15 protein-coding genes are annotated in these 16323 nt (G+C 69.5%); 3 read left to right on the forward strand and 12 right to left on the reverse strand.

Going from position 1 to position 16323, the window contains the following annotated elements; translation table 11 throughout:
* The first annotated feature begins 82 nt into the window (after positions 1-82).
* Together ETC07_RS11555 and ETC07_RS11560 are read left to right on the forward strand one after the other, a co-directional pair.
* On the forward strand, positions 83-976 hold the full coding sequence (locus ETC07_RS11555; protein ID WP_136248674.1) for a sugar nucleotide-binding protein: 894 nt from the start codon (positions 83-85) through the stop codon (positions 974-976).
* A complete protein-coding gene (locus ETC07_RS11560; protein WP_136248675.1) occupies positions 973-1740 on the forward strand; it encodes a lysophospholipid acyltransferase family protein in 768 nt (255 codons plus the stop codon). The genes ETC07_RS11555 and ETC07_RS11560 overlap by 4 nt, the downstream gene beginning before the upstream one ends.
* 101 nt (positions 1741-1841) lie before the next feature.
* On the opposite strand, the gene fabB is transcribed toward ETC07_RS11560, so the two are convergent.
* From fabB to ETC07_RS11615, 11 genes are all read right to left on the reverse strand, one after another.
* Complete coding sequence (gene fabB, locus ETC07_RS11565; protein WP_136248676.1) at positions 1842-3056, reverse strand: beta-ketoacyl-ACP synthase I; 1215 nt, start codon at positions 3054-3056, stop codon at positions 1842-1844.
* A gap of 13 nt (positions 3057-3069) precedes the next feature.
* Positions 3070-3585, reverse strand: coding sequence for a 3-hydroxyacyl-[acyl-carrier-protein] dehydratase FabA (fabA, locus tag ETC07_RS11570; protein WP_136248677.1), 516 nt, complete (start codon positions 3583-3585; stop codon positions 3070-3072).
* A gap of 265 nt (positions 3586-3850) precedes the next feature.
* On the reverse strand, positions 3851-4348 hold the full coding sequence (locus ETC07_RS11575; protein ID WP_240724630.1) for a DUF2878 family protein: 498 nt from the start codon (positions 4346-4348) through the stop codon (positions 3851-3853).
* A gap of 8 nt (positions 4349-4356) precedes the next feature.
* A complete protein-coding gene (locus ETC07_RS11580; protein ID WP_136248679.1) occupies positions 4357-5625 on the reverse strand; it encodes an SAM-dependent methyltransferase in 1269 nt (422 codons plus the stop codon).
* The gene (locus tag ETC07_RS11585) at positions 5622-6386 is read right to left on the reverse strand and encodes a DUF1365 domain-containing protein (protein ID WP_136248680.1); all 765 of its coding nucleotides are present in this window, start codon (positions 6384-6386) and stop codon (positions 5622-5624) included. Before ETC07_RS11585 ends, ETC07_RS11580 begins: the two co-directional genes overlap by 4 nt.
* A complete protein-coding gene (locus ETC07_RS11590) occupies positions 6383-7699 on the reverse strand; it encodes an NAD(P)/FAD-dependent oxidoreductase (protein WP_136248681.1) in 1317 nt (438 codons plus the stop codon). The genes ETC07_RS11585 and ETC07_RS11590 overlap by 4 nt, the downstream gene beginning before the upstream one ends.
* Entirely contained in the window at positions 7696-8490 is a 795-nt protein-coding gene (locus tag ETC07_RS11595) for an SDR family NAD(P)-dependent oxidoreductase (protein ID WP_136248682.1), read from the reverse strand. The genes ETC07_RS11590 and ETC07_RS11595 overlap by 4 nt, the downstream gene beginning before the upstream one ends.
* 70 nt (positions 8491-8560) lie before the next feature.
* On the reverse strand, positions 8561-9001 hold the full coding sequence (locus tag ETC07_RS11600; RefSeq protein WP_136248683.1) for a nuclear transport factor 2 family protein: 441 nt from the start codon (positions 8999-9001) through the stop codon (positions 8561-8563).
* A gap of 21 nt (positions 9002-9022) precedes the next feature.
* Complete coding sequence (gene phrB, locus ETC07_RS11605) at positions 9023-10441, reverse strand: deoxyribodipyrimidine photo-lyase (protein WP_136248684.1); 1419 nt, start codon at positions 10439-10441, stop codon at positions 9023-9025.
* A gap of 12 nt (positions 10442-10453) precedes the next feature.
* Positions 10454-11365: a MerR family transcriptional regulator gene (locus ETC07_RS11610; RefSeq protein WP_136248685.1), complete on the reverse strand. Its 912-nt coding sequence runs from the start codon at positions 11363-11365 to the stop codon at positions 10454-10456.
* 96 nt (positions 11366-11461) lie between these two features.
* Positions 11462-11836 carry a sirohydrochlorin chelatase gene (locus ETC07_RS11615; RefSeq protein WP_136248686.1) on the reverse strand — a complete coding sequence of 125 codons (375 nt, stop codon included), beginning with the start codon at positions 11834-11836 and terminating at the stop codon, positions 11462-11464.
* A 134-nt stretch (positions 11837-11970) separates the two neighbouring features.
* On the opposite strand from ETC07_RS11615, the gene ETC07_RS11620 reads away from it, so the two are divergent.
* Positions 11971-12876: a TIGR01777 family oxidoreductase gene (locus tag ETC07_RS11620; RefSeq protein WP_136248687.1), complete on the forward strand. Its 906-nt coding sequence runs from the start codon at positions 11971-11973 to the stop codon at positions 12874-12876.
* 445 nt (positions 12877-13321) lie between these two features.
* Here the strand turns inward: ETC07_RS11620 and rapA are convergent, their stop codons facing one another.
* Entirely contained in the window at positions 13322-16255 is a 2934-nt protein-coding gene (gene rapA / locus ETC07_RS11625) for an RNA polymerase-associated protein RapA (RefSeq protein WP_136248688.1), read from the reverse strand.
* Positions 16256-16323: the final 68 nt, after the last annotated feature.

Consider the following 16323-nt stretch of genomic DNA (forward strand, 5'->3'; position numbering starts at 1 on the left):
CTCGCGTCATGGGTCCCAAGATTGTCGTCGTCTGGTCAGCCGTGATCGCCTCGATCCCGGCGCCCAGTCTCGAGGAGTCACCGTGAAGCTGCTGATCCTGGACGCAGGGCATTGCCTGAGCCTCGCCATGGCGCGGGAGTCCAATCGCCGTACCGACGTGGAGCTTGTCATCGAGCCTGGCCTGTCCCTCTCGGCCGAGAGGCTCGGCGAGCTGTGCCCGGATGCACTGCTGATTCCCCCGCTGTCGCGCCCGATTACCGATGCCCCCGCCGCCGTGACCGCCCATACCGAGGCGGTGGCGGCCAGCCTGGCGGCCTGCCGTGAGCTGGGGGTGCCGCTGGTGTGGTGTGTGTCCGATCAGCTCTACGAGGATGGGCTCGAGGAGCCGATCGACGAGCATGTCATCCCCGCGCCTCGCGACGAAGGGTTGCGGCGTCTGGTGGCTACCGGCGAGCGGATCCGTACCGAGCTGCCGTCTCACCTGATCGTGCGCCTGGGGCCGCTGTTTGCCCTGGAGGGCAGCCATGCCTGGCTGGGAGAGCTGCTCGATACCCTGGTCAGCGGCCATGAGTTGCGCGCCGAGGACGACGTCATCTTCTGTCCGACGTCCGCCGACTCGGTGGCCATGGCGCTGATCGGCATGCTCCAGCAGCAGGGCTGTGGCGCCGCCGGCTGGGGCAGCTACCATCTGGCCGGTACCGAACCGGTCAGCGCCTACACCTTCGTCTCGATGGTGCGTACCCAGCTGGCCACTCGGCTCGAAGGGCGCGGCGAAACGGTCGCGCTGGGTGAGGCCAAGGCGCTGAGCCACCATCACGATCAACCGCTGCGCCGGGTGCTCAATTGCCGGCGGGTACTCGATGTCTTCGGCGTCCATCAGAAGCCCTGGCGGCTTGAGGTGGGGCGCATGCTGGATATCTGGTGTCTGGCGCGCGACGACGATGCCCGGACCCTCGAGGAGGCCCGCGAAACATGAGTGTGATCCGCAGCATCATCTTCTATATCGGCTACTTCGCCGCCATGCTGGTGTGCGGGATACTGTTCCTGCCGCCCGCGCCGCTGTTGCCGTTGCGCTCGCGCTACCGCCTTCTCAACCTCTACAACCACTTCATCGTCGCCTGGTTCAGGGTCGCCTGTGGGGTGCGCTACGAGATTCGCGGCCGCGAGCGGTTGCCTGAGGGTGCCTGCGTGCTGCTCTCCAACCACCAGTGCGAGTGGGAGACCATCTATCTGCAGCTGCTCAAGCCACCGGTCTGCACGGTGCTCAAGAAGGAGCTGCTCAACTTCCCGGTGTTCGGCTGGGGGCTGCGCTTGCTGCACCCTATTGCCCTGGATCGCTCAAAGCCGTCGCGGGCCATGCGCCAGGTGTTGAGCCAGGGCAAGACGCGGCTCGAGGAAGGGCTCTCGGTGCTGATCTTTCCGGAGGGTACCCGGGTCGAACCGGGGCGGCGGCGTCGTTACAACAAGAGCGGCGCGGTGATCGCCTGCCGTGCCGGCAAGCCGGTGGTGCCGGTGGCGCACAACGCCGGGGAGCGTTGGCCGGGGCGCCACTGGGTCAAGCATCCCGGGAAGCTGACGCTGGTGGTCGGCGAGCCGATCGAGACCGCCGGGCGGACCCCGGAAGACGTGCTCGCCGAGACCGAGGCCTGGATCGAGGCGCAGCTGACCGAGATCTCCGGGGTGGCGCGGCCGCACGACGAAAAAGCTGAGGCGTCCCGCCAGGAGGCGGCGGCGGACTGAGCCGTAGCGAGGGCGAGTGCCCCGAGGACTGAGAACGCAAGAGGCGCCCCGCGGGGCGCCTCTTGCGTTACGTCACGGCGATCGCGCGTCGGGCCAGGCCGTCAGTCGCGATACTTCTCCAGCACCAGGCAGGCGTTGGTGCCGCCGAAGCCGAAGCTGTTGGAGAGCACGCGTTCGACCTTGGCGTCGCGCCGCTGGGTGACGATGTCGAAGCCGTCGGCCTGCTCGTCGAGGTCGCTCACATTGGCGGAGGCGGTGATGAAGTCGTTCTCCATCATCAGCAGCGAGTAGATCGCTTCCTGTACCCCGGTGGCGCCCAGCGAGTGGCCGGTCAGCGACTTGGTGGAGCTCATCGCCGGCGTGGAATCGCCGAACACCTCGCGTACCGCCTTCAGCTCGGCGACGTCGCCGACCGGCGTGGAGGTGCCGTGGGTGTTGATGTAGTCGATATCGCCGTCGACGCTGGCCATGGCCTGGCGCATGCAGCGCACCGCGCCCTCGCCGGATGGGGCGACCATGTCGTGGCCGTCGGAGGTCGCGCCGTAGCCGACCAGTTCGGCGTAGATCTTGGCGCCGCGGGCACGGGCGTGCTCCAGGTCCTCGAGCACCAGCATGCCGCCGCCGCCGGCGATGACGAAGCCATCGCGGGACTGGTCATAGGGGCGTGAGGCCTGCTCGGGGGCCTCGTTGTAGTCGGTCGAGAGCGCACCCATGGCGTCGAACAGGCAGGACAGCGTCCAGTGTTCTTCCTCGCCGCCGCCGGCGAAGACCACGTCCTGCTTGCCCAGCTGGATCTGCTCCATGGCGCTGCCGATGCAGTGTGCCGAGGTGGCACAGGCCGAGGAGATGGAGTAGTTCACCCCCTTGATCTTGAACGGCGTGGCCAGGCAGGCGGAGACGGTGCTGCCCATGGTGCGGGTGACCCGATAGGGCCCCACGCGGCGCAGGCCCTTGGCGCGCATCACGTCGGCGGCCTCGACCTGATTGGCGCTGGAGGCGCCGCCGGAGCCGGCGATCAGGCCGGTACGCTCGTGGGAGACCTGCTCCGGGGTGAGCCCGGCATCCTCGACCGCCTGGGCCATGCTGACATAGGCGTAGGCGGCGGCGTCGCCCATGAAGCGGCGCAGCTTGCGGTCGATCAACGCGTCGAGATCGATATCGACGACCCCGGCGACCTGGCTGCGAAACCCGAGCTCAGCGTATTCATCCTTGAAGCGAATGCCTGAGCGCCCGGTGCGCAGGGCATCGAGAACCTGTGTTGCGTCGTTGCCCAGGCAGGACACGATGCCCAGGCCGGTGACTACCACTCGTCGCATGGGAGCCTCCTGATCAGAAATTCGCGGTGGAGGTGAACAGGCCGACCCGCAGGTCGTTGGCCTGATAGATGTCGCGGCCGTCGACGGATACCGTGCCGTCGGCGATGCCCAGGATCAGGCGCCGGGTGATGGTGCGCTTGATGTTGATGCGATAGGTCACCTTCTTGGCCTCCGGCAGGATCTGGCCGCTGAACTTGACTTCGCCACAGCCCAGGGCGCGCCCGCGGCCGGGATGACCCAGCCAGCCCAGGTAGAAGCCGACCAGCTGCCACATGGCATCGAGGCCCAGGCAGCCTGGCATCACCGGATCGCCGGGGAAGTGGCAGTCGAAGAACCAGAGGTCCGGGCGGATATCCAGCTCGGCGATCAGTTCGCCCTTGCCGTGTTCGCCACCCTCTTCATGGATGTGCGCGATGCGGTCGAGCATCAGCATGTTGGGTGCCGGCAGTTGAGCGTTGCCGGGGCCGAACAGCTCGCCACGGCTGCATGCCAGCAGTGCTTCGCGATCAAAGGAATGTTGCTTGGTCACTGAATCGTTCCGAGTGTCGAGATGGTGGTATGCCGTATCGAAACGGCAAGAGCCGCCCTGGCGGCCATGCCTAGTCTACTGTTCGTGCCTCGTGAATGCACGCCGGCCAGGGTGGCAGGAGGATTCGGAGGACCGTCATGTTCCCAACGGGGTATATGGTGACGCTAGGGCGACTTCACAAGAGGCGTGCCGCCTGCCCGTCGAGGCCCCGAGGACGATACGACAGGCTCGTGCCGACCGGAAAGCCCCGTCGACGGGGCAGGGCTCAGGCGGGATGGCCGCGTCGTCGACCGAGCCGATGACACAGCCAGCGGCACATCAGCGCCCAGCACAGTGCCTCGGCGGCCAACAGCCAGGGGGCCAGCGTCACGCCGGCAAGCCCGGCGCCGGCATAGTAGGACAGCGGCCCGCTGGTGGCGCCACCGGCCAACGCCAGCCAGGGATATCGCCATAGCCAGGCCAGCGAGTGGTGGATCAGGGTGGCGAACAGTGGCCACAGCAGCCACAGCCAGAGCGGCAAGGGCCCCAGCGAGAGCGGGTCCGGCGCGAAGTGGAAGCCCCCGGCCAGCGCCAGGCCACCGTCGATGACGAGCCCCAGCCCCGCGAACCCCGCGAGCCAGCGCCACTCTCCGGGGCCTGCCTGCCAGCGCAGGTGGGCCAGGATCACTCCACCCGCCGCGAGAGCGCCGATGACGCTGCCGCCCAGCACGCAGGCCAGCCAACCGAGCTGGAAACCGGCCAGGTTGGCCAGCGTTCGCCACACGCGGTGAGTCACACGGCCCCCGTGAGCGGCGCCGGCCGGGCGCCGGACTTGGCCAGCAGTAGCTGGCTGGTGCCGATGGTGCGCTCGAGGAAGCCGCCCTCGCAGTAGCACAGGTAGTAGCGCCACATGCGGATGAAACGCTCGTCGTAGCCGAGCCGGCGCACGGTCTCCAGGTTGGCCTCGAAGCGCTGGCGCCACTCGCGCAGGGTGCGCGCGTAGTGCAGGCCGATCTCGTCGAGGCCGATCAGGTTCAGCGAGGTGCGGCGGGCCAGGCCGTCGAGCAGCACCCGGTGAGACGGCAGGAAGCCGCCCGGGAAGATGTAGCGCTTGATGAAGTCCATCTCGCGCTTGGCGGCCTCGTAGCGCTGGTCGCGGATGGTGATGGCCTGCAGCATGGCCAGGCCGTCATCGGCGAGCAGGCGGTCCAGGGTGGCCAGGTAGGTATCCAGGTACTGGTGGCCGACCGCCTCGATCATCTCCACCGAGATCACCCGGTCGAAGCGGCCCTCGAGCTCGCGATAGTCGCGCTTGAGCAGGGTGACGCGATCCTCGAGGCCCTCCTCGGCCAGCCGCCGGGCGGTATGGGCGTGCTGCTCGTCGGAGATGGTGGTGGTGGTGACTCGGCAGCCGCGGGTACGGGCGGCATGGATGGCGAGCCCGCCCCAGCCGGTGCCGATCTCCAGCAGGTGGTGCTCGGGGCGCACATCGAGACGCTCCAGCATCAGGTCGAGCTTATGCGTCGAGGCTTCCTCGAGGCTGGCGTCGGCGTGGGGGAAGACGGCGCTGGAGTACATCCAGTGACGGCGGTCGAGGAAGGTCTCGAACAGCTCGTTGCCGATGTCGTAGTGGGCGGCGATGTTGCGTCGCGAGCCGCTCAGGCTGTTGCGCTGCAGGCGGTACAGGGCGCCGAGCAGCCAGCGTCCGAAGCGTGCCAGGCCGGTCTCCATCTCGCCGTTGACCCGCTCCAGGTTGGCGGCGAACAGCCGCACCAGCGAGAGCGGGTCGTCGGCGTCCCAGTCGCCCGCCATGTAGGCCTCGCCGGCGGCCACGGTGCCGCCCAGCGCGACGCGTCGCCAGGCCCGCGCATCGCGCACCACCAGGGTCACCGAGAGCGGTCCGCCGCGCCCCAGGCGAAGGCGCCGGTGGCCCTCGATCAGCGTGATCTCGCCGCCTTCGAGGCGGTCCAGCTGGGGCAGCAGGCGGGCCCGGAACCAGCGCGACAGGCGGTCGCCCTCGGCCGGCAATGAACGGGCATTGGCGGTGCGCAGCGTATTCACGGCGAGTCCTTTTGATGGCGGGGATGGTCATGGACGGGAACGCGCTTTAGCCACAGGCGCAGGGCCTCGAAGTGAATCCCGGCCAGGGTCTTCAGCGCCATCGCCGGGTGACGGGCCAGCGTGGCGAGCAATACGCCGCGGCTCGCCGGGCGGGCCTCGAGGCTCAGGGTGGCGTCGAAGTGGCGCGTGTCGCCCTGCCAGGTCTCCATGTTCAGGGTCAGGCGCTCGCCGGGGGTGTCGAAGCGCCAGCGGTAGCGCATGTCCATGGGGTTGAAGGGCGAGACGTGCATGGCCTTGTCGAACTCGGCCCGATGGGCGTGGCGCCGCGACTCGACCCGGCAGGCGTAGGTGGTGCGCTCGCCCCAGGGCGTGTTGCGGACCTCGCCGAGCAGGGCGCGCAGCTCGCCGCGGGCGTCGTAGGCGTAGTACAGCGACACGGGGTTGAAGCCCATGCCCAGGGTGCGTAGCTGGGTGAGCAGGCAGATGCGGCCGTCCGGGGCGTCGCCCAGCAGCCGCGTCAGCTCGGCGCGCACGGCATCCTTGAGCGGCCGGTCGCGGGGCGCCAGGTGGTCCTCGCGGCGGAAACGGGCCAGCGCCGGGCGCCGGGCGCTGAAGCCGGGCACGCCATCGAAGAGCTCGGGTAGCTCGTCGAGGTCGAGCCAGGCCATCCATAGCCGATAGCGAAAGGCGTGGGCGCGAGGCACGAAGCGGCGGTGGCGCAGCCAACCCCGATAGATGCGCGAACGCGGTGAGCGGATCATGCCGGCACCTGCGGGTCGCGAGGCTCAGCCTCGGTGTCGTAGCCCAGCCCGCGGGCGACACGCAGGGCGCTCCACACGCCGTCCTCGTGGAAGCCATTGCGCCAGTAAGCCCCGCAGAAGTGGGTGCGCCGGTGGGGGCCGGAGATCTCGGCGTGGCGTGCCTGGGCGTCCAGCCCGGCGAGGCTGAACCGAGGATGGGCATAGGTGTAGCGGCCGAGCACACGGGCCGGGTCGATGCTCGCCTCGTCGTTGAGGGTCACGCAGAAGGTATGCGGGGCGTCGAGGCGCTGCAGCAGGTTCATGTCGTAGGTCACCGAGGCCCGGGCGTCGTCGTCACGCCCATCGAGCCGGTAGTTCCAGCTGGCCCAGGCGCGGCGGCGGCGCGGCAGCAGTCGGGTGTCGGTATGCAGCACCACCGTGTTGTCCTGGTAAGGCAGGGCGCCGAGGATCTGGCACTCGGCGTCGTCGGCATCGTCGAGCAACGCCAGCGCCTGGTCGGCGTGGCAGGCCAGCACCACCTGGTCGAAGTGCTCCTCGCCGGCGGCGTTGCGCAGGCGCACGCCGTCGGCCTCGCGGCGGATGCCATGGACCGGCGTGGCCAGCCGGATGCGTGCGGCGTAGGGCGCGGTCAGCGCGGGGATGTAGGCCCGCGAACCGCCGACCAGGGTGTACCACTGGGGCCGCTCGTTGACCGCCAGCAGGCCGTGATGATGGAAGAAGCTCACGAAGAAGCGCGCCGGGAAGTCGCGCAGCTCGCCGATGCTGGCCGACCAGATCGCCGCCCCCATGGGCAGCAGGTAGCGTCGCTGGAAGGCATCACCATAGCCGCCGGCATCCAGGTAGTCGCCCAGCGTCAGGTCCGCCGGCAGCCGCCCGTCGACCATCGCCTGGCTGGCCTCGCGATTGAAACGCAGGATGTCGCGCAGCAGGCCGTGGAAGCTCGGCCGCAGCAGGTTCGTCCACTGGGCGAACAGCCGCGGCAGGCTGTGGCCGTTGTATTCGAAGTCGCGGGCCGTCTCGTGGACCGAGAAACTCATCTCGGTGGGCTGGCTTGCCACGCCGAGGGTCTCCAGCAGGCGGCGGAAATGCGGGTAGGTCCAGTCGTTGAAGACGATGAAGCCGGTATCGATGGCGTAGTGGCGACCCTCGAGCTCGACATCCATGGTGGCGGTGTGGCCGCCCAGCCGGGTGTCGGCCTCGAACAGCGTGACCTCATGCTGGCCGGACAGGTACCAGCCGGCCGCCATGCCGGAGATGCCGCTGCCGACCACCGCGATGCGCTCGCGGCGCCGAGAGCCCGTGAGCGGCCTCATGGGGTGGTCTCCGAGGCAGCAGAGTCGCGGGCCAGGCGTCGGCCGAGGCGCAGGCGTAGCCCCGGAGGCAGGATGCCCAGCAGCTTGAGCACCAGGGTGAAGCGACGCGGGAAATGGATGTCCAGGCGATGTGCCGCGAGCCCTTCGAGGATCGCCGTGGCGGCGGTCTCGACGTCGACCCGCATCGGCATCGGGAAGTCGTTGCGTTCGGTGAGCGGCGTCTTGACGAACCCCGGATGGATGATGCTGATATCGATGCCTTCGCCGGCCAGGTCCAGGCGCAGCGACTCCAGGAAATGACTGAGCGCCGCCTTGGAGGCGCCATAGGCCTCGGCACGCGGCAGCGGCAGGTAGGCGGCGGCGCTGGAGGTGGCGGCCAGCAGCGGGCGGCCGCCCTGGGCCTTGGCCTGGCGGAGCAGCGGCAGCGCGGCCTCCACGCCGTGCAAGGCGCCGAAGAGGTTGGTGGCGAAGACCCGTTCGATCAGCGCGGCGTCGAAGCGGCCGGCCTCGAGATACTCGCAGGTGCCGGCGTTGAGGATCGCCAGGTCGAGCCGGCCGAAGCGAGCGGCGATGCGCTCGCCGGCGCTCAGCACGGCGCCGCGGTCGCCGACGTCCAGGGGCAGCAGCAGGGCATTGTCGCGCGCGCCGGCCAATTCCACGAGGGCCTCATGACGGCGGGCGCTGAGCGCGACTCGATGGCCCTGGTCGAGCAGGCGTAGCGCCAGCGTGCGGCCGATGCCGGAGGTGGCGCCGGTCAGCCAGATGCAGCGGGGCGTGTCGGGTGCCGTCATCGTGTCTCCTCGCGAGGTCTCTTATCAGGGGATACGCGGGGAATCGCCTGTCGGTTGCAGGCCGCGCCGCTTATTTCCCCACGCGTCGCTTCAGCCAGCGAATCACGGCGCCCAGCAGCGGCACCCGTTCATAGAGCAGCGCGCCGGCATCGAAGTAGTCCCGATGCTCACAGACCCGGCCCGAGCCATCGCCCGCGAACACCAGCCGGGAGGCGCCCTCCAGCGAGAATTCTCGTCCGCCGGCCAGCCGCCGGTGGGCGAGGTGCATCGTCCAGGTCACGAAGGCGACGTCGCCCTGGCGCTGGCGCTCATGGAAGGTGAAGCGGCATGCCGTCACGTTCTCGTACAGCGCGGCGAAGTCCTGCTCGAGTGCCGCCAGGCCGTCGATCCGCTGTAGTGGATCGATGAAGCGGATGCCTGGAGTGTATATCCGAGATAGATTTTTTGTACAGGTCTTGTCAAGTTTATTATAGAAGGCGCAGAAGGCTTCCAGATCCGTGTCCTGTGGCATGGCAACCTTGGTCGTGGGGCGTCAGGAGGAGGGCGGTAGCCGCTTGAAGGCGTCCAGCGCCCGCGCTCGGGCGGCCTTGTGGTCGACGATCGGCGCCGGATAGTCGACGCCGCTCGGCAGGTCGTCGCTCGGCGCATGGCGAGCCTTGGGTGCAAGCTCGGCGAGCTCGGGCAGCCATTCGGCGAGGAAGCGGCCCTCCGGGTCGAAGCGCTGCGACTGCGTGGTGGGGTTGAAGATGCGGAAGTAGGGCGCGGCATCGGTGCCGGTGGAGGCGGCCCACTGCCAGCCACCGTTGTTGGCGCCGAACTCGCCGTCGACCAGGTGGCGCAGGAAGAAGGCCTCGCCACGCCGCCAATCGATGAGCAGATGCTTGGCCAGGAACATGGCGGTGACCATGCGCAGGCGGTTATGCATCCAGCCGGTGGCGACGAGCTGGCGCATGGCGGCGTCGACGATGGGATAGCCGGTGCGCCCCTCGCACCAGGCCCGGAAGCCGGCCTCGTCGTCGCGCCAGGCCAGTGCCTCGGTGTGGCGCTGGAAGGCTCGGTGGCGGCATACCCGTGGGAAGCCGGCGGCGATGTGCTGGTAGAACTCGCGCCAGATCAGCTCGCCGACCCAGGCGTTCAGGCCGGCGTCGCCATCGCTCAGGGCGCCGTCGTTCTCGGCCATCACCGCCTGCAGGCACTGGCGGTGGGAGAGCATGCCTAGCGCCAGATAGGGCGATAGTTCACTGGTACCGCGGATCCCCGGGAAGTCGCGCTGGTCGTCGTAGTGGCGGCCACGGAAGCGCAGGAAGCGTTCCAGGCGATCCGCGGCCGGATCTTCGCCGGCGGGCCATAGGCGAGCGTCGACCGGGGTGTTCTCGAGCTCGGGCAATGCGGGGACCGGGTCGGCCTCGATGGGCAGTGTGTCCTGGGGCTCGGGGGCGTCATGCAATGCCAGCCGCTCGGCGCTGACCGCCTTGTGCCAGGCGCGGGCGAAGGGCGTGAAGACGCCGTACATGTCGCCCTTGCCGGTCAACAGCTCGCCCGGAGTGAAGGCTACGGCGTCGCGATGGCCGTGGGCCTGAAGGCCGGCGGCCTCGAAGGCCTCGATCACCGCGGCGTCGCGACGCGCCTCGTCGAGGGGGTATTCGCGGTTGAAGTGCAGGGATTCGGCGCCGAGCTCCTGGGCCAGGGCGAGCAGCGTCGCCGGGGCCTCGTCGAAGCGCTCGATGTCGCGATGCAGCAGGGGGATGTTGAGCCCCGCCAATGACTCGGACAGCGCCACGACGCCGCGGCGCAGGAAGTCCAGCTTGTTGGCACCGTGGCCGTGTGCCTGCCATTGAGGCACGCAGCGCAGGAACACGCCGATCACCGGGCCGCGGCGTGCCGCGGCGGCCAGGGCGGTGTTGTCGTGGATGCGCAGGTCGCTACGCAACCAGATCAGGGTCGGGGACATCGGCGCCTCCGTTCAGGTGGCGTGGGTCAAGGAGTGCAGGCGCGTCATGGACTGGGCCAGGTCATCGCCGAGCAGCTCGACGGCGGAGGCCGCGAGATCGCTCGCGCGAATGCGTGCCACCGGCCCGCACAACGCGACCGGCACCTGGAGCTGGTCGGCCAGACGCGGCAGCTGGCGGCGCACCAGGTCGGCCCGTTCGGCGCGGCCGCTGGCCAGCAGCAAGGCCTGGGCATGGAAGCGCTCCACCGCCAGCGGCAGCTCCTGAGTCGGCAGCGGGGCGTCCAACCATTCCACTCGGTAGCCGCGGTCGGCGGCGGCCAGGACGGCGAGTAGCCCCCATAACGGGCCGTCATCGGGCAGTGGCAGGATCAGCAGCGTGGCGCCGGTGGCACGGGCATTGGTGTGATACAGCCGGGTGCCGATGCGGGTGCGCAGGAAAGACTCCAGCGCGCGGCGCTGCAGCTCGGCCCCCAGGCGGTTGTCCCAACGTTCCTCCAGCTCGCGCAGCACCGGCTGCCAGAGTTCGTCGAGGCAGGTGGCCACCGGGTAGAGCGCGAGGGCCTGATTGAACAGCGTCTCCAGGCACGCGGTATCCAGCGCCTCGACGGCCTGGATCAGCTGCTGGCGCTGGTGTGGCCAGTCGCCGGCGGCCGGCGGCGGGGCATCCACGGGCTCGGGTTGCTCGAGGAGCTCGCGGACCTGGCTGACCGGCACCCCGCGGTTGAGCCATTGCAGGATGTGTTCTACCCGGGTGATGTCGTCCTTGGCGTAGAGGCGGTGGCCCTTGGGCGTGCGCTGGGGCTGGAGCAGCCCATAGCGGCGCTCCCAGGCGCGCAGGGTCACGGCGTTGACGCCGGTCAGGCGCGAGACTTCGCGGATCGGATAGAGCGGCGCCGCGGCCGGATGGTTCGCCTGATCGCTCATGCGGGCCTCTGCCTCGATGGTGGGGCGGTAGACGGGGACGGAGCCTCTCGTCGCGCGCCAATTTTGTACAAAAACAGACCGACGTACAACACGGGTTCAGTCGTGTTCGCCGGCGCGCTCGGCGACGACCGCCGCCAGCGCCTCGACGAAGGCCGGGTGTTCGCCCACCGGCGGTAATAGCGTCAGCTGCAGCTCGGGATGGGCTTCGCCGAGGGCCTCGACCTGGGCGGGCACGTCCTGGCGAAGATGGCGGCCGGCGGCGAAGAACAGGGGCAGGATCTCGGCGCGATTGACACCCTCGGCCGCCAGCGCCGCCACGGTCGCTTCCAGCGAGGGCGCGCAGATCTCCATGTAGGCCAGTCGCAGTGGTGTGGAGAGCCGTTCGCTCAGGCGTTCGGCGAGGCGTTCGAAGGGCGCGCGCCAGTGGGGGTCGCTGGAGCCATGGGCCATCAGGATCAGGGCGTCTTGCATGTCGGGGCTCTCCGGTCGATGCGGCGTCGTGCCGTTGGCATCGCGCGGGGCGACGCCGCGAGTTTGCCGCTAGACTAGCAGAGGTGTACAAACGCTGTATAACACCCATCGACGAGCGTTCAGGGAGTCGTCTTATGCGCATATTGATCTCCGGTGGTAGCGGCTTCGTCGGCGAGGCCCTGTGCCGTCGGCTGATCGCCGGCGGGCACCGGGTACAGGTGGTTTCGCGCCATCCCGAGCAGGCGCGCATCCGCCTGCCGGAAGGCGTGGACGTGCGGCATTCGGCGCTGGATTTCGTCGACAGGCCGCCGCAGGCGCTGGTCAACCTGGCCGGGGAGCCGATCGCCGGCAAGCGCTGGAGTGAGGCGCAGAAGGCGCGGCTGCTCGAGTCGCGGCTCGAGGCCACGCGTGATTTGGTTCGGCTCTGCGAGCAGCTCGAGGCGACCCAGGGGCATGCGCCCGCGGTGATGGTGTCGGCCTCGGCCATGGGCTATTACGGGGCGCAGCTAGAGGGGCCGGTCACCGAGCAGACGTCGCCCCACGATGAGTTCGCCCATCGCCTGTGTCGGCGCTGGGAGGAGGCCGCGCAAGACGTGACGGCCCACGGCACCCGGCTGGCGATCCTGCGCCTGGGGCTGGTGCTGGACGCCGGGGGCGGCGTGCTGCAGCGCATGCTGCCGCCCTTCAAGTTGGGGCTCGGCGGGCGTTTCGGCGATGGTCGCCAGTTCATGCCCTGGGTGCACCGCCAGGACCTGGTGAGCGCCATCCTGTGGCTGCTCGAGCGCGATGACCTGGACGGGCCCTTCAACGGCAGCGCTCCGCATCCGGTCAGCAACGCCGTCTTCACCCGTCTGCTGGCCCGCCACCTGCATCGTCCGGCGTTGCTGCCGGTGCCCGCCAAGGCGCTGGAACTCGGCTTCGGTGAGATGTCGCGGCTGTTGCTGACCGGCGCCGACATGCGCCCGGCGCGTCTGGAGGCGTCGGGCTTCGCCTTCCGCTTCCCGACCCTGGAGGATGCCTTGACCGATATCCTCGGCTAGGAAAGCACGGAATCATGGCTGCGCTCGACGCCCCGCAGGGGCGCAGCAAGTGCGCAGGTTCGTCGGGAACGCACCGGGCGATCCTGGCCGTCGGCGGTACTCAAGATCCTCATGTAGCAGGCGACACACCGGTCGGCTCGGAACCCCCGGTTCCTCACCCCTCCGGGGCCATCCTCCGGATGTTTGTCGCCTCGCTCGAGTCTCATAGCCCCGTCGGCACGCTGCCGGCGGGGCTCTCTGTTGACGTCGAACGGGCCGTCCTAAGGGTGGCCGGTACCCGCCCCGCCCCGCCAGCGGAGCAGGAGGCGAGCGCGTCGCAGGGCCAGGGTCGCGCCCATGGGCGGGCTCATGATGCCCCTCGGAGACCTGTCGCCGGATCAGCCCCGGCGGGCATGGCAGGGGGCGACAGGTCTCGTCGGCGCGATGTGCCTAGCGGGAGATGTGCCTAGCGAGAGTTTTCGTCGATGGTGACGATCACGCGTATCGCATCCAGGCGCAGCCGGGTGCCATCGATGGCGGCATCCAGGGCGGCGCGCTCCTCGCGCAGCGCGGTCAGTTCGTCCTCGCGCACCGCGGGGTTGCGACGAGCGAGGGCCTCGAGGCGGGTCAGCTCGGCGTCCAGTGACTCGCGCATGCGGGTCTGGCCCGCCTCGACGATGCTCGGCAATTCGCGCTCGGCCTCGCTCTCGGCGTGCTCGATCAGTTCGCGGAGTTGCTTGTGGCGATCCTTGATCAGGTCGCGGGCCACCGCCTTCTTGACCTTCTGCAGGTTCTTGGAGAGCCCGGTGAAGGAGACCTTGGCGGAGAGGTTGGCGCCGGACTCGTCGATCAGCACGCGTACCGCGGTGGGCGGCAGGAAGCGGTTGAGATGCAGCCGCTTGGGGGCCGGGCAGTGGGTGCGGAACACCAGCTCGGCCATCAGTCGGCCGCCGGGGATCGAGGGATGCTTGAGCAGCGCGAGCGCGGTGTTGCCCATGGTGCCGTCGATGATGCGGCCCATCATCTCGCGGGTCAGCGGGTGCTCCCAGGAGAGGCGCTGGATGTCGTCGCGGGCCAGGGCGCGCTCCCTCGAGAAGGTCGCCGAGAAACCGTCCTCGCCCTTCACCAGCCCGGGCAGGCCGTCGAGCATCTGCGGGCCGGGCTTCAGGTGCTGGATGTCGCCGCCCAGGTCGTCGGCGTCGACGCCGAAGATGTCCAGCGCCTGATCGATGTAGCGGCGCAGGGCGCGGTCCTCGTCCAGCTCACGGATCGAGGCGATGGTGCCCTCGGCGCGTTCGGGGCGGCAGGCATTGAGCTCGAGCAGGCGGTTGCGTCCGGCATCGCGTTCGGCCATGCGTCGGTCGAACAGCGTCCGGGTCTCCTCGATGACCTCGTTCAGGCTTTCTTCGTCGAGCAGGGCGTCGGCCAGGGCGTCGCCGAAGGCGTCGAACAGCTCGCCACCCAGGCCATGGGGGGCGCCGAAGGCCTGCATGCCCTCCTGGTACCAGCGCAGCAGCTGCTCGCCGGGGCTCTGGGCGAACACCGGGACATGCAGCTCGATGGCATGGCGCTGGCCGATGCGGTCGAGCCGGCCGATGCGCTGTTCGAGCTGGTCCGGGTGCAGCGGCAGGTCGAACATCACCAGGTGCCGACAGAACTGGAAGTTGCGGCCTTCGGAGCCGATCTCCGAGCACACCAGCACCTGGCAGCCCTCCTCGTCATCGGCGAAGGCCGCGGCGGCGCGGTCGCGCTCGACCAGCGACAGGTCCTCGTGGAACACCGGGGCATGCACGCCACCCAGTACCCGCAGGCCGTCGGCCAGCCCCTGGGCGGTCTCACGGTCGTGGGCGATGACCAGGATCTTGTCGTCGCCGAGCTCGGTGAGGCGCTCGAGCAGCCAGGTCACACGAGGGTCGATCTGCCACCAGGGCTCGGCGTTGAGCGGGTCGTCGGCCAGCGCCTGGTACATGGTGTCGAGGTAGACCAGCACTTCGGGGTGATCGAGACCGGTCTCGATCAGCAGCTCATCGAGATAGTCCTCGTCGCGGGCCAGGCGGCGCAGCACCCGGCGATAGGCGGAGGGCAGCTCGAGGCGATCGACATGCAGGCGGCGTTCGGGAAAGCCGCCGACATGGCGACGGCTGTTGCGGAACATCACCCGGCCGGTGCCGTGGCGATCGAGTAGCTGGTCGCGCAGCTGGTCGCGGGCGGAGGCTTGCTGGTCGGCGTCGCTCTCGGCATCGGCCAGGGTGGCGAGCAGCGCCGCGCTGTCGGGGTCATCGCTGACTCCGGCGACGGCGTCGCGGTCGGCGCCGTCGCCGGGCAGGCGCTCCAGGGCGTCGATGGCGTTGGCGACCTCGACGTAGTGGCGCTCTTCCTCCTGGAAGGCCGCCAGGCTGTGATAGCGGTCAGGGTCGAGCAGGCGCAGCCGGGCGAAGTGGCTGGCCTGGCCCATCTGTTCCGGGGTGGCGGTCAGCAGCAGCATGCCGGGCACGGCGGCGGCCAGGCGCTCCACGCAGGCGTAGCCGGGGCCGACCTCGTCCTCGCTCCATTCCAGGTGATGGGCCTCGTCGGCGATCAGCAGGTCCCAGTCGACGGCCTCGGCCTGGGTCTGGCGATGGGGATTGGCGAACAGCCAGTCCTGGCTTGCCAGCACCAGCTGGCCGGCCTCGAAGGGGTTGCCGTCGCCCTGGGCCTGGCTCTGCTGCTCGTCGAGCAGGGTGACCTCCAGCGAGAAGCGGCGCAGCAGTTCCACCAGCCACTGGTGGGTGAGGCTGGCCGGCACCAGGATCAGCGCGCGCTCGGCGCGGCCGCTGATCAGCAGGCGGTGCAGGATCAGGCCGGCCTCGATGGTCTTGCCGAGCCCCACCTCGTCGGCCAGCAGCACCCTGGGGGCCTGGCGGCGGGCGACCTCGTCGGCGATGTAGAGCTGATGGGGGATCAGGTCGATACGCGGGCCGGCCAGGCCCAGCGCCGGATTCTGCTCGACGCGATGATGGTGATGCAGGGTGCGGAAACGCAGGTCGAACCAGTCGTTGCGGTCCACCTGGCCGGTCAGCAGGCGGTCGCGCGCCTGGTCGAAGCGCATGGTGTCGGCCAGCCGGGCCTCGGGCAGCTCGCAGACCTCTCCCTGGTCGTCTTCGCCGATGTAGGCGATCAGGCCGCGCGACACCTTGCTGTCGTCGACGGTCATCTGCCAGCCCTCGGTGCTCTGGATGCGGTCGCCGCTGCCGAAGATCACCCGGGTCAGAGGGGCATGCTGGGTGCTGTACGTCCGGGTTTCCTGGCTGGCGCCGAAGAGGACGGTGACGCTGCGGGCGTCGCAGTTGAGGATGGTGCCCAGGCCGAGTTCGGCCTCGCCATCGCTGATCCAGCGCTGACCGGGAGAGAAGTCGCTCATGGTGCCTCGGGGATGCTAGGAATCGGGTCTTGCGCCGCTGGCCACGCCCGGCCGTCGACGACAGGGCG

Source organism: Halomonas borealis (assembly GCF_004798905.1).
Classification (GTDB): Bacteria; Pseudomonadota; Gammaproteobacteria; order Pseudomonadales; family Halomonadaceae; genus Halomonas; species Halomonas borealis.